Below are 13,722 nucleotides of genomic sequence, written 5' to 3'. Positions count from 1 at the left end.
TGTGATATTTTGCCCCTGTGGATCAATCTTTCTGAATTGGGTGTCTTGTTCAATGAGATTGCGGCGATGAGAAATGGATTCGAGCGATTTCGACGAGTGCCTGAGTTCATGGATTCCAACGGCACCGTATCACATTTTTAACGTTTGCAGCCCATCTCTTAACCACTTGTTTACCACGTTTCGCCAATGTCACGGTGTCGGTGAACCGTGTCTATGAGTGATTTGTTTTTCACGGCTTGTCGGACCGCATGGGGCGAACAGTCCCGGCTTACCGGATAGCAATGTGCAGAACGCATTCAGAAGCTTCGGAAGACCGAGACAACAATGCCAGGAGTGACAGGCGACCATTGCCAGCGCTTCCGGCCCTGCCCCGTAGGATAGAATTAACCCGCCAGACCGCTGGCGTAACCACGGCAAAGCAGGCGTCCATGACGAACCAAAGGTCACTACTGGAACAGGTCAATGTGAACCGCTCACGCCGCGAGACTTCTTCGCTTGATGGTATCAATCGCACGCTCGAAGCGCTGGAAGCCCAGCTGCGCGACTCCGTGGAACCCGATTATCCCGAGGATGACCAGAGTGATATTGCTGACCGTTTTGTCGCCCTCGCCTCGCGGGCAGGGAGCACACGCACTCCAATGCACAAGCCATCCGACGATCTGCCCGCCTTTGCCCGCAAGCCACAGAACGGCAAGCACGACCTTTCTGCCATCGCCGCCCGTATCAAGCAGTTGCGGGAAGAAATGCGCGACGATACCCGCGCGCCCACACGTCCATATACTGAACCACATACGCAAACCTTGCAGCGATTGAACCAGTCAACGGCCAGCCGCCAGCCGAACAATGTTATCGGTCGTGGGGATGAGGACCATCTCTCGATGCTGCGCGGTGATCTTGACGAGCTGAAGCGCACCGTCACGGCACTGGCTCGTGAAGAACAGGTCAAGAGCCTCAACAATCGCCGGGATGTGATGGACGAGCATATCTCAAACACCGGCACGGCAGGTTTAAACAACCATTTCATGCGCCAGATGGATAAGAGGCTTGACGAAATCAGCCGCGCTATCGTCGCAACAGCCCGCCCTGCCCAGACTAACCATCACGATACCGATGCGTTTGAACGCCTTGAAGCGCGTATCGCAACATTAAGCAGCAAGGTCGAGGCGGTTGCCTATGACCGCACCTCTGACACTGTCCTGCAACGCATGGGCGAATTGGCCGAACGTGTCGATCATCTGGCCGCCATGCGCACGGCTCCGGCGGTCAATCTTGATGCCCTTTCGGAACAACTGTCTGCCGTTACCCGCCATCTTGAAAACACACCCGCCTCCATCAGCATTTCTGATTTCCGCGATCTGGAAGACCGGGTTCTGCACGTCATCCACCGGCTGGAAACAGCGCCCCAGCAGGCACCCGCCGCCGATCCTGTCTTCATGAACCAGATCGACCAGCGTTTTGAAGAGTTGACCCGCCGTCTCGATGACCATCACATGATGGCCGAGCACAGCGATATCAGGCTGACCGACAATCTCGAAGCCCGCTTTGACGATATGGCGCGCTATATCGCCCAGAACGTCCCACAGGCCGACGGCGCGAATGATGCCATTCGCAATCTTGAGCTGCAGATCGCCGGTCTTGCCGAGCATCTGTCCCAGTCGAATGAACGTTACGCTGAATTTTCAGCCATTCCGCCGCGTCTCGATGCGATCGAAGAATCAATGGCCATGAACCGCGACTTTGTCGTAGAGGCCGCGCGTCAGGCGGCTTCGGAAGCCATTCGCAACTCGGCCAATTTCGGCAACGCCCATGATGGCGCCATCGCCCGCGAACTCGCCGATGATCTGAAAGCGCTGGAAGGGCTTGCCCGTAAATCGGAAGACCGCAACACCAAGACCTTCGAGGCTATCCACGACACGCTGCTGAAAATCGTTGACCGTCTCGGCTCACTGGAAAGCGGCGGGGTGGAGGGGCCACGTGCCGCTGCAAAGGTCATGGGAACGGTTGACGCCTATCAAACACCGCAGCGTGAGGCAGAGAACGCCTTTGAAGCACCGGTTTTTTCCAAGCTCAATGATATCTCGGCACAGGTGACACTCGCTGGTGATGACACTGACGAACTGGAGCAATCGGCTCCGGCGCGCAAATCACTGCTTGGCAACCTGACACGCGGCATGAAATCCCGCAGCAGGCAGGAGCTGGCGTACCGGGAACCGACTATCGAAGCGGTTGATAGCGACGAACAGACCGATGACAAGGCTGACCTTGATTCCGAGATTCTGAACCGTCCGCTTGAGCCCGGCTCCGGCATGCCTGACCTGAATTCCATTCTCAAGCGCGTTCGCGATGAACGCCGCGAGATGAACCTTGCGGGTGATGCCACGGTTGGCAAGGCGGATTTCATCGCTGCCGCCCGCCGTGCTGCACAAGCCGCCGCTGCGGAAGTTGAAAACCAAACCCGTGGTTCCGGCCACGGCAAGGATAGTGCTGAAGGCAAGAAGGGCAGCCTTCTTGCCCGCCAGCGTAAACCCATTCTTCTTGCCATCGGCGCAATCATGATTGCCATTGCCGGACTGCAATTGAAGAACGCGTACTTTAGCGGCCCTGCCGCAATCAGCAGTGATGCGGGCTCGCTCGCCGCACCGCTTGTGCCAACAGCTGACCCCAAGCCACAGCTTGCCGCGACTGCCACACCTGAGACATCTCCGGCCACGCCTGCCATAGCACCGCAGGTTCCGGCGGAAAGCCCTCAGGTAGACGATCAGGCCACGGCGCCTGCTCCAACGCAGGAAACCGTAGGCAGCCTGATTGCCGCACAGTCAGCGACAGATGTACCGGCGTCAGCAAAGGTTGATACAGCAGCCACCCCTATTCCCGCCATTCCAATGGAAGCAGGTCCTGAACCATTGCGGGAAGCTGCTGCCAGCGGCAATCCCAAGGCATTGTTTGAAATCGGCGACCGCTACATGGATGGCCGCGGCGTGCAGAGCGACTATGCCAAGGCAGCCGAATGGTACAATCTCGCCGCCGACAAGGGTTTTGCACCGGCACAGTATCGTCTCGGCAATTTCGCGGAAAAAGGCCTCGGCGTTACGCGCGACCTCGCCAAGGCAAAAACCTATTATCAACTGGCCGCCGAACAGGGCAATGCCAGCGCAATGCACAATCTTGCCGTGCTGTTTGCGGCCGGTGCGAATGGTACGCCAGACAATGAATCTGCCGCCATGTGGTTCACGAGGGCAGCCGAGCTTGGCGTGAAAGACAGCCAGTTCAATCTGGCCATTTTGTCCGCCAAGGGCATGGGTGTTCCGCAGAACCTTGAGGAAAGTTACAAGTGGTTTGCGCTTGCTGCCAATGCCGGTGACAAGGATGCAGGGCAGAAGCGCGATGAAGTGGCGAAAGCCATGACGGCGGATCAGCTGACCCGGGCACGCGAAGCCACCGAGCTTTGGAAGCCAAAGGCGATGAACCCCGAGACCAATGCGCTCAGCACACCGGCGGAGTGGCGCGAAAGCCCTGTTACAACGGGTTCCGTCGACATGGAAAAGGCGATCCGCAATATCCAGCTTATCCTCAACAAGAACGGCTATGATGCCGGTGGTTCGGACGGCAAGATGGGAACGAAGACCCGCGATGCCATCATGGCTTTCCAGAAGACCAATGGGCTGAAGCCGACAGGTAATATCGACAAGGATCTGGTCAAGCGGCTGCTTGAAAAGAACACCTAAATCGACAACGGCGACTGTTGCGACAAATCGTTTCGCCTTTGGGGCAACACGTTGACCCCGCAACAGTCATTGTTTGACTTGGCGCTTGGCTGAGGGCAAGAAACTTTAAAGCATCCTGTGTCAGTCTACAGCCAGAATGCATTAAAGAATTTCTGTCATCATGGTGTGCGAACAATCGCCACAACGCCGTGATGGGTTCGGGGTCTGAATTGGGTATCTACCTGCCAATAGCCGAGATTTCGGTCAATATCTTCGTGCTGTTCGGCATGGGGGCAGCGGTTGGATTCCTGTCCGGCATGTTTGGTGTCGGCGGCGGATTTCTCATCACGCCACTGCTGATCTTCTACAACATCCCGCCTGCCGTTGCCGTCGCAACAGGTGCCAATCAGGTTATCGCATCCTCCTTCACCGGGGCGCTCACGCACTTCAAACGCGGCTCACTCGACGTGAAACTGGGGACGCTGCTCGTTATTGGCGGTATAGCCGGGGCTGGGCTGGGTATCTATGTCTTCGTGCTCTTGCGCGAACTCGGTCAGCTCGATCTGATCGTATCACTGCTATACGTTATATTTCTGAGCACAATCGGTGGTCTGATGCTGGTGGAAAGCATCAAATCCATGCGGCGGACAAAGGCTGGGCAACTCGCCACCCTCAAGAAGCCCGGCCAGCACAATTGGGTGCACCGCCTGCCCTTCAAGATGCGGTTTCGCGCCTCGAAGATCTATGTGAGCATTATCCCGGTTCTGGTGCTCGGCGCTGCCATCGGCTTTCTCTCATCCATCATGGGTGTCGGCGGCGGCTTCATCATGGTTCCGGCCATGATCTATCTTTTGAAAGTGCCAACCAATGTGGTTATCGGCACGTCACTCTACCAGATCGTTTTCGTGACCGCCTTCACCACCGTCATGCAGGCAACGACCAACCAGTCAGTTGATATCGTGCTTGCGTTCCTGCTGATGAGCGGCGGCGTCATCGGCGCTCAATATGGCACGCGTATCGGGCAGAAACTGCGCGGCGAACAATTGCGTGCCCTGCTTGCCACATTGGTTCTGGCCGTGGGCCTGCGCCTTGCCATCGAACTTTTTGTAACACCTGATGATCTCTATTCAATCGCCATTGCACTCACAGCACCGGCGGCGTCATGAGAATTCTCATAATTGTGTTCCTCCTGACCATGGCATCGCTGTCAGCAGCCTTCGCACAGCAGATTCCCGGCAATAAGGAGACTGTCGAGATCGGGCTCTCAACCGATACAATTGCGATCACGTCAGGTTTTCGCGGGACAGACCTCACCGTCTTTGGCGCTCTCGACAATGCTGATCCGCTGATCCAGCGGCAGGGCCGCTATGATATCGTCGTGATCCTGCAGGGACCCGAACGCAATTTTGTCGTTCGGCGGAAAGACCGGTTCTTCGGCGTCTGGGTCAATTCAGAATCGGTGACTTTTCAGCACATCCCGGCATCCTATTCACTGGCCTCAACGCGCAGCCTGCAGGACATTGCCGTTCCCAAGACATTTGCCCAACTGGCGCTCGGCGTGAACAATATCTTTTATGAGCCCATGCCTGATGGCTTCGGCTCCAGCGCATCGCTGCGGGAATTTACAACGGAATTGCCGCGCTTGAAGCTCAAGCAAAACCTGTACAGCCAGCGCCCGGGAGATGTGCAATTCCTGTCATCCACGCTCTTTCGCGCAACGCTGTCGCTACCGGCCAATGTGCCGGTCGGCAAGCATGTCGCGCGGGCCTTTCTGTTCCGCAATGGCGAATTTCTGCGCGAGAGTTCCACCAGTCTCAATATTGTAAAAGCCGGGTTGGAATATCGCATCTACAAGGCAGCGCATGAAAACAGCCTGCTTTACGGTTTGTTTGCGGTGTTTCTGGCTGTCTTTACCGGCTGGATGGGCCGTCTGATGTTCCGGAAAGATTAATCAGGCGCGGCGCGGCGGGCGACGACGATCAGACCCTGCAAGGGTTCACCGCGATCAAAACGGATCGCCTCGCGGTCAATCGTCGAAGCAACCAAACCATGTTCGGCCAGAACCCGGCGCACATACGCTTGCGAATGCGTATAACGCAGCGAGGATTGCAGGATCAGTTCTCCATCCTCGACGTGGGTTTCCACTGAAAAGGCGAAGAGTCCATCGGAGCCAAGTGCTTCGACAAGGCGCGAAAAGGCCTTATCGAGATCGCCGACATAGACAAAGACATCCGCCGCGATGATGAGATCGGCTGAACCTGCGGGATAATCAAGTTCATTGACATCCCCTTTGAAGAGACGGTCATAGACCCGCTTTTCTTCGGCTTTCTGCAGCATGGCCTCGGAAAGATCCATGCCAGCCATATGATCGACATCCGCCCGGAAATAATCTCCCATCAGGCCGGTGCCGCATCCAACGTCAAGCATGGAACGATAATGCCTTGCGGGCGCTACTGCCTTGATAGCCTTTGCCAGCAATTCCGGTACACGGTAGTGCAGCTTTTGCAGAAGCGCCGTCTCAAATGTCGGCGCGTAGGCATCAAACAAAGTCTCGACATAGGCCGTGGGCGGATTATCAGGCATGACGGCATAGCCCGAAGCTGCCAGCTTCAACGTTGCGCCAAAACGATCACCGGGATCGCGTTCCAGCAGGCGGCGCCATGTTTCGGCAGCCGCATCGTCATCGCCTGCAGCTTCTTCCATCTCGCCCAGACGAAACAGCCCGGCAGTCCAATCCGGAACAATTTCCAATGCCTGCCGCATCAGGTCGGCGGCGGCTACATGGTCGCCGGACTCGAAAAGCATATCCGCATAGGAAGCGCGGCGGTCCGCGATCAGATCACCCGATGACAGGAACGCCCGTGCCATGCTGGTTCAGTTCGAAACCAGAACGCGGATGGAAAAGACGTCAATCGCCTTGCCGGTGCGGGCAATATCCGAGTTGATCTTGATGAAACCGCCAGCAGCGGGCTTCTTGCCTTCCGGGAATTGCAACTCGAACAGATATTCATTGCTCGCATCAGTGACATCGTAGCGCTTGCGTCCGCAATCACCGAGCGTACCGAAATCGCAGCTCACAGCCATTTGTGTGGCGGAGCCGTCTTCAGCTTTGGCGATAATGTCAAAGATGGCGTGCTTTCCCGCCAGTTGCTGAAGCACACCCTGCCCGACCTGGAAGGTAATGTCATCGTTCTCGCCGGGTGACTTGATCCGCACGAACTTCTGCACATTATCGCCTGCAACGCTGGCTGTCGCCCGGCCCGACATTGAAACACGGGTCATATCAGCAGGATCGAAAATCGATATCCAATTGCCATCAGCGGAAAGTTGCCCTTCCTTCATCGGCTCATGGCTACCCACAGCAGGGCCACCGCTCGATGCGGGCGGTGTGCTGCCAGATGGCTTCGAATTGATCAGGCCCGATGCAACAAGCCACAGCAAACCGATCGCGACCAGCAGAATCGCAAAAATGATGATGAACTTGGTAAGACCGCGCGCTTTCTGGTGTTCGCGCGTCTTTTTCACCCGCGGCTGATTATAGGCAGGCCGGTAATTATCAGCGCGGTTGTTATCTGTGGGACCAAGATCGGAATCGAGCGATGCATCCATGGATGGCTCAACGCGGCCAGATGCTGCCTGTCGCCGCTGCGCGGGCTCTGGCGAAATGGATGGCTCGCGCCGCTCCACAACGGGCTCCGGTGCGCCGCGCGAAGGGTTGCGTGCTTCACCTTCAATGCGGGTAATTGCGGCTTTCAGGCGTTCGCGGCGTTCCTCGCGCTCTGCTTCATCGAGCGCACCATTGGCGGTCAGGGAGCGTTCATGCGCTGTCCACGCCGATTCGTAAATCTTCTGGCGAACGGCAGGATTACTCACATCCGCTTTGGCGAAAGCATTCCGGATGGCTTGTTCAATCGCTTCCAACTGGACGATTTCCCCTTCAAAGCAGCTCGTATGACCCGGCTAGGCATAGACGATTTGACTGCTTATTCAAGACTACCGCGGCGCAATGATGGCGGTTTTCGTCCTAAGTGATGCTCATTTCAAACAAGTCTCACCCGGCAGCTGTGCGAGCGCGTTGCCGGGTGAACAATATTCAGATGAAGCGGCTGAGAAATGCCCGCGTGCGCGGATGTTGCGGATTACCGAGAACATCCTCGGGTTTGCCCTGTTCGACGATATAGCCGCCATCCATAAACACCACCCTATCAGCTGCTTCCCGCGCGAATCCGATTTCGTGGGTGACAACGATCATGGTGAGGCCCTGATCAGCGAGATCACGCATGGTCGCCAGCACCTCGCCGACAAGCTCCGGGTCAAGCGCCGAGGTCGGTTCATCGAATAACATCAGCTTCGGCCTGATCGCTAAAGCTCTTGCAATGGCGATGCGCTGTTGCTGTCCACCAGACAATTGCCGGGGATAGGCGTCAGCCTTGTGCGTGAGCCCGACGCGCGCCAGCAGTTCCATTGCCAGTTCGGTGGCCGCCTTGCGGCTTTGCTTGTGTACACCAATGGGCGCTTCGATGATGTTCTGCAGGGCCGTCATGTGCGGATAAAGATTGAACTGCTGGAACACCATCCCGATCTGCCGCCGCTGGACAGCTATGGCCCGTGCGGGGAGCTTGTTGAGCCGTCCATTGCGCAGGGAATAGCCGATCTGTTCGCCAGCAACCACAATCGAGCCCCGGTCAATTGCTTCGAGATGATTAATGCAGCGTAGGAAGGTGGATTTGCCCGAGCCCGAAGGGCCAAGGACAACCACCACTTCACCGGGAGCTACATCGAGGTCGATACCCTTCAACACCTCCACGTCGCCGAAGGACTTGTGGACATTGCGGGCCCGCACCAGCGCATCGCCGGGTTCGATGCCGTTCATCGAAAATTGTGCTGTCATTTGCTCACCTCCACGGCTGGCACCGTCGCCGCTGCAACAGCAACTTTGTCCTGTTTCCTGACCGTCGAAGATCCGCGTTCGCCGCGACCGTAATAGCGCTCGATGAAGCCCTGTCCGATATTGAGGATCGATGTGATGAACAGATACCAGATTACGGCAACCATCAGCATCGGAATGACCTCGAAGGTTCTGTTGTAGACAGCCTGCACCGAGTAGAGCAGGTCAGCCATGGCAATAACGCTGACAAGCGATGTTGCCTTGATCATGCTGATCAACTGATTACCTGTGGGCGGCACGATGGAGCGCATGGCTTGCGGAATAATGATACGCCGCAGCGCACGCGTGCGCGTCATACCAAAAGCTTCGGTGGTTTCAATCTGGCCCTTATCGACGGACAGAAGTCCGCCACGAATGATCTCGGCCATATAGGCAGCCTCGTTCAAGGCAAGCCCGGCAATAGCTGCAGTCATTGGTGTAATGAGGTCGTTGGTATTCCAGCTGGCCAGCGTCGGACCGAAGGGAATCGCAATGGAAATTTCGGGAAACAGCGTCGAGAGATTGTACCAGAAAATAAGCTGGACCAGCAACGGCGTGCCGCGAAAGAACCAGATGTAAAGACCCGCAAGCGAGCTGGCGAGACGGTCATTTGACATGCGGGCAATGGCAAGAATGAGCCCTATGACAACGCCAATCGCCATGGCAACAACGGTCAGACCCAAGGTGACATAGAGGCCGCGCAAGACAGTCGCTTCGGTGAACCATTGGAACACAACAGGCCAACCGAAATTCTGATTATTGGCAATGATCCAGAGAAAGTTCGCCGCAACGAGAAGCGTGATGCCCCACAGCAACCAGCGATCCGTGCGAAAGGGCTTATGCGCATTCGCCACATCGCGAAGTGCAGCCTCTGCATCGCCCGTTATGGGCGATGCCAGTGTTTGCGTGTTCTGGCTCATTTTGCAGCTTTACCGGCAAGATTGATCCCCGGCTCCTTCAACATGTTCTTCTCAAGGCCCCACTTCTTCAAAATGGCGGCATAGGTGCCATTGTCCATCAGGGTCTTGATGCTTTCCACCAGTATGGGGCCAAGTGGCGAACCCTTGGCAACCACCGCGCCCTGGAAAATATCGTCAAAGCCGTTCTTCAGGCCAGTGCCTGTCAATTCGAGCTGACCATTGGCCTGCTCGACGAAATAGATGAGCGGGGCCTGTGAGGAGAAGAAGGCATCGGAACGCTTGGAGCGAACAGCGAGAATAGAAGTCGGCTGGTCGGTGAAGGACTGGACTTCGATAGCTGGTTTGCTGTCCTTCAGGCATTTTTCCGCCTGTTCCTTGATGACTTTTTCAGCTGAACCACCAGCCATGACGGCGATGCGGCTACCACAGGTGTTGTCGAGCGAGGTAATGCCCTTGGGGTTGCCCTTTTGCACGGCAAACACCACGAACTCCTGTACGTAATCAACGAAATCATTGGCACCCTGACGCGACGGATAATCACCGACCGGCCCCATGGCGAACTGGTAGCGCCCGGAATTGATGCCGCTCAGGAGTGCGGGAAGACCACTGACCGTCGCATGTTTGATCTCGACGCCCCACAATTCACCGACAGCCTTGGTCAAATCCGCGCTGGCACCCTCCATCTCTGTATTGCCGGTGACAATCTCATAGGGAGGAAAGGAACCATTGTTAACGGAAGTGATGCTGCCAGCCTTGCGGATTTCCTCGGGTAACTTGGCGCGAAGTGCCTCGTTGACAGTCTGTTTGGCAATAGTCCCCTCCGCAGCCATTGCGGGTGCAGTAAACAGAGTTGCCGCAAACAATGCAGTATAGGTCAGGTGTTTGAGTTTCATTGTCGTTCCCCTTTTTATTATCTTTGAATGGGTGTGGTTTTCAGTTGGCCGCATCGGCCAGTTCGGGCCGGGCAAAGCGGCGATTGGCCAGAACCGGCAGGATCGCACGGGCATGGCTTATCCGCTTCGGATCAATATCCGCGAAGATGAGTGACGGGCCTTCTCCTGCCCGCACAACGGCCACGCCCAGCGGGTCGACCACCATGCTCGCACCGATATTGCGCTCGCCGCACTCGCCGACGGCGACAATATAGCAGGTGTTTTCCAGCGCCCGCGCCGTCACCAGCACCTCCCAATGCGCCTCCTTGCCCGGCCCTTTGACCCATGCAGCTGGCAGAATCAGCACATCGGCACCATCAACCGCATGACGGCGAGCCAGTTCAGGAAAGCGCAAATCATAACAGGTCATGAGGCCTAGTTTGAGCCCTGCGATTTCGATCAAGCCAGGAATTTCACCGCCAGGCTGCACATTGGTCGATTCCTTGGCGGCAAAAGCGTCATAAAGATGCAGCTTTAGATATTGCGCGACGATCTCGCCGCCGCGAATTGTCACCAGATTGTTGAAGACACGCTGACCACCGGTCGGCACATGTATGCACATCATCACAGTCATATCGCTGTTCCGGCTTTCCGCCAGCAACTGCGTCATGAACGGACCATCCAGTGGCTGCGCCGTTTTCAGCACAATATCGGGATCAGTGATATCACGGGCAAGAATACCTTCCGGTAGAACGAGAAGATCGGCACCACCCGCATGGGCGTCACGCATCAGCTGCGTGCAGATATCGGCATTTTCCTGCCAGACCTTGCTGACGGCGAACTGACCCAGCGCGACTCTCATGCCAGAACTCCCGTATGGCTGGTTGCGCCAAAGGATTGGCTCGTTTGATGTGGGAAAAGATCGGTGGGCGACAGAAGCATTGGTGTCAGTCCTTGCAGGTGCAGTTGTTCGGCAAAATCCGTGATCATCCGTTCATTGACGGCAAAACCGCTATCGTTCCAGTTAGCGGGCAGATCGCGCGCAACGTGACCGAGTTCGTCGATGATCCACGGCGTGGTCTCGGCATATTTGCGGCGCTTTTCCAGCCAGACGCGCTGGGATTCATCAAGCAGATTGCTCAGCTCTTCCGGCAGCCAGGGGTGTTCGGCGACAAAGGACGTCTTGAGCCCCAGAAGGTGCATGCCGGGGATGTAACCAACCTCGTGGAAATAGGCGAGTTCTTCAGTGCGGAAATCCGTCAGCACATGGCGGAATTTGGAATCTGGCCCAAAGAAACCTTCCGGCATGAATGGCGTGAACACGGCGTCAAGTTCGCCGGCTTCCAGCAACTGCATCATCGGGCGCTCGCCCGGCACCGCTTCAATACGACCGGAACGGCCAAAGCCATCGAGCCTGTCGGTGATGGGATGCGCCTCTGTCAGTCGCCCGGCAAACCAGAACGCGTCCTCAATGCCGACACCCGCATGGGAGAGTGCAGCGCGGGTCCATGTGTTGCCCGAGTCGCGCCAACCGGTGACGCCGATCTTCTTGCCTGCCAGATGCTCAAGCCGGGTAACCGGGCTGTTTTTCGCCGTGATGATGCAGCGATGGCGGAAACCGCGCATGACGAAATTTGGAACACCAATAACATCCATCTCGCCATTGGCCCGCCCAGATGCGTAGCGGCTGAACGACATTTCGGCGGCATCATGATGCGGATCAGCCGCAACGTTCCCGACAAGCGTGCCAACGCGGTCGACTTTGACATCAAGCCTGTCCGAGGTGACATCCCCCAACGCCAACGGCGTATAATAATCCCAATCGCGAACGGCCAATCGAACAGTGATACGCAAGACATTTCCTCATTGCATTTTCGGTTTTCATGAGGGAAGCTAAATGTTCATTATTGACTGATCAAATGCTTTTACGTTACTGAACATTTAAAAGAGGGACAGAAATGAGCGAATTGGCCTCCGTTCAGTGGTTTGCCGAGAAATTGAGTGACCGAACCATGCGCGGCATCGCTGTTGAGACCAGCGCGCTCATCCGCGCGGGGGCCATACCCGTGGGCACCAAACTGCCTGCTATCCGCGATCTCGCCTATACACTTGGTGTCAGCCCGGCCACGGTGTCGGAAGCCTGGAGTGAATTGCGGCGGCAGAAGATCATCACCGGGCGCGGGCGCAACGGCACATGGGTCAGCGGCGACCGCATCGCGCCAAAACCCCTGCGGCTGGCCAGTTCGGGCGATTACGGCGATGGCGTGCTCAATCTTGCCATCGCATCCCCCGATGTCAGGCTGCTTCCGCCATTGGCAGAAGCATTGCAACATGGAGCGACAGCAGAAGCACTCAACAGTTATGAGCGCGTTCCCATCCTTCCCGAATTGCAGGCTGCCGTTGCACCAAACTGGCCGTACAAGCCGGAGGCATTTCTTGCCACCAATGGCGGCTACAATGCCGTCTATGCGCTTTTGCATGCGCTCGTTATGCCGGGGTCATTCGTGGCGATTGAAGAGCCGACCGCTCTTCGGCTTCTCGATATTCTTGAGGACCTCGGCGCTTACATATTGCCCGTCGCATGCGATGAAAACGGCCCATTGCCGGAGGCTCTTGCCGAAGTTCTCATGCGCAAGCCCGCCGCTTTCCTCTTCCAGCCACGCACCCATGCGGTAACAGGGCGCGGTGTCAGCCATGCACGATTTGCCGCGCTTGGCGATGTGCTTGCGGACAGCGACACGCTTATTATCGAAGATGACGGTGTAGGCGATATCTCGTCCCTGCCCCCGATCAGTCTGGGTGATCGTTTTCCGGACCGGGTCATCCATATTGTCTCCTACTCGAAATCACTTGGTCCCGATCTGCGGCTTGCGGTTCTCTCAAGCTCGACGCGGATTGTTGAACAGATTCAGTCCTACCGCAGTTTCAGCGCGGGCTGGACCAGCCGTGTGCTGCAATCAGCCGTTGCTTTCCTCATCAATGATGACGCGACGCAAGCGAGCTTGCAGCGGGCAAAGGAGATCTATCGGCAACGGCGTGACGGGCTGATGCAGGCGCTGCGGGAACGCGGCGTTCATCTGGCGGGCGGCGAAGGGTTCAGCCTGTGGGTTCCCGTTGCATCGGAGCAATTTGCGCTGGTGACACTTGCCGCAAGAGGCATTGCTGTCGGCATCGGCCGCAAATATGTGGTGAACCCGTCACCGCATATCCGTGTTGCCACCAGCATCTTGCGCGAGCGGCAGGATGAGGTTGCCGATGCGATAGCACTTGCGGTGAGGCACCCGGATCATCTTTACTGA

The 13,722-nt window shown here is 56.8% G+C and carries 11 protein-coding genes; 4 read left to right on the top strand and 7 right to left on the bottom strand.

The genetic code is table 11. From position 1 onward, the window contains the following. Positions 1–428: 428 nt before the first annotated feature. From AB4Y96_RS22930 to AB4Y96_RS22920, 3 genes are all read left to right on the top strand, one after another. The gene (locus tag AB4Y96_RS22930) at positions 429–3,725 is read left to right on the top strand and encodes a peptidoglycan-binding protein (protein WP_441920129.1); all 3,297 of its coding nucleotides are present in this window, start codon (positions 429–431) and stop codon (positions 3,723–3,725) included. Between the two features lie 191 nt (positions 3,726–3,916). Beyond that, a complete protein-coding gene (locus AB4Y96_RS22925) occupies positions 3,917–4,870 on the top strand; it encodes a sulfite exporter TauE/SafE family protein (protein WP_441920127.1) in 954 nt (317 codons plus the stop codon). After that, positions 4,867–5,655, top strand: coding sequence for a TIGR02186 family protein (locus AB4Y96_RS22920; protein ID WP_441920125.1), 789 nt, complete (start codon positions 4,867–4,869; stop codon positions 5,653–5,655). The genes AB4Y96_RS22925 and AB4Y96_RS22920 overlap by 4 nt, the downstream gene beginning before the upstream one ends. Here the strand turns inward: AB4Y96_RS22920 and AB4Y96_RS22915 are convergent. From AB4Y96_RS22915 to AB4Y96_RS22885, 7 genes are all read right to left on the bottom strand, one after another. Beyond that, entirely contained in the window at positions 5,652–6,572 is a 921-nt protein-coding gene (locus tag AB4Y96_RS22915) for a methyltransferase domain-containing protein (RefSeq protein WP_441920124.1), read from the bottom strand. The genes AB4Y96_RS22920 and AB4Y96_RS22915 overlap by 4 nt on opposite strands. A gap of 6 nt (positions 6,573–6,578) precedes the next feature. Next, positions 6,579–7,625: a hypothetical protein gene (locus AB4Y96_RS22910; protein ID WP_091886382.1), complete on the bottom strand. Its 1,047-nt coding sequence runs from the start codon at positions 7,623–7,625 to the stop codon at positions 6,579–6,581. A gap of 172 nt (positions 7,626–7,797) precedes the next feature. Further along, a complete protein-coding gene (locus AB4Y96_RS22905) occupies positions 7,798–8,577 on the bottom strand; it encodes an amino acid ABC transporter ATP-binding protein (RefSeq protein WP_441920151.1) in 780 nt (259 codons plus the stop codon). 14 nt (positions 8,578–8,591) lie between these two features. Further along, on the bottom strand, positions 8,592–9,551 hold the full coding sequence (locus AB4Y96_RS22900; RefSeq protein WP_441920122.1) for an amino acid ABC transporter permease: 960 nt from the start codon (positions 9,549–9,551) through the stop codon (positions 8,592–8,594). Continuing rightward, the gene (locus tag AB4Y96_RS22895; protein ID WP_441920120.1) at positions 9,548–10,444 is read right to left on the bottom strand and encodes an ABC transporter substrate-binding protein; all 897 of its coding nucleotides are present in this window, start codon (positions 10,442–10,444) and stop codon (positions 9,548–9,550) included. The genes AB4Y96_RS22900 and AB4Y96_RS22895 overlap by 4 nt, the downstream gene beginning before the upstream one ends. Before the next feature lie 40 nt (positions 10,445–10,484). Then, positions 10,485–11,285, bottom strand: a complete 801-nt coding sequence (locus AB4Y96_RS22890) for a deaminated glutathione amidase (RefSeq protein ID WP_112528778.1) — start codon at positions 11,283–11,285, stop codon at positions 10,485–10,487. Then, positions 11,282–12,277 carry a nitrate ABC transporter substrate-binding protein gene (locus AB4Y96_RS22885; RefSeq protein WP_441920118.1) on the bottom strand — a complete coding sequence of 332 codons (996 nt, stop codon included), beginning with the start codon at positions 12,275–12,277 and terminating at the stop codon, positions 11,282–11,284. Before AB4Y96_RS22885 ends, AB4Y96_RS22890 begins: the two co-directional genes overlap by 4 nt. A 104-nt stretch (positions 12,278–12,381) precedes the next feature. Here AB4Y96_RS22885 and AB4Y96_RS22880 point away from each other — a divergent pair, with 104 nt between their 5' ends. After that, positions 12,382–13,722 (top strand): aminotransferase-like domain-containing protein, encoded by a 1,341-nt coding sequence (locus tag AB4Y96_RS22880; RefSeq protein ID WP_441920116.1) that lies wholly within the window; start codon positions 12,382–12,384, stop codon positions 13,720–13,722.

Source organism: Phyllobacterium sp. TAF24, from assembly GCF_052113785.1.
In the GTDB taxonomy this organism is placed as follows: Bacteria; Pseudomonadota; Alphaproteobacteria; order Rhizobiales; family Rhizobiaceae; genus Phyllobacterium.
The sequence above is the reverse complement of the archived record's forward strand: the minus strand, read 5'-3'. Positions and strand labels throughout refer to the sequence as shown.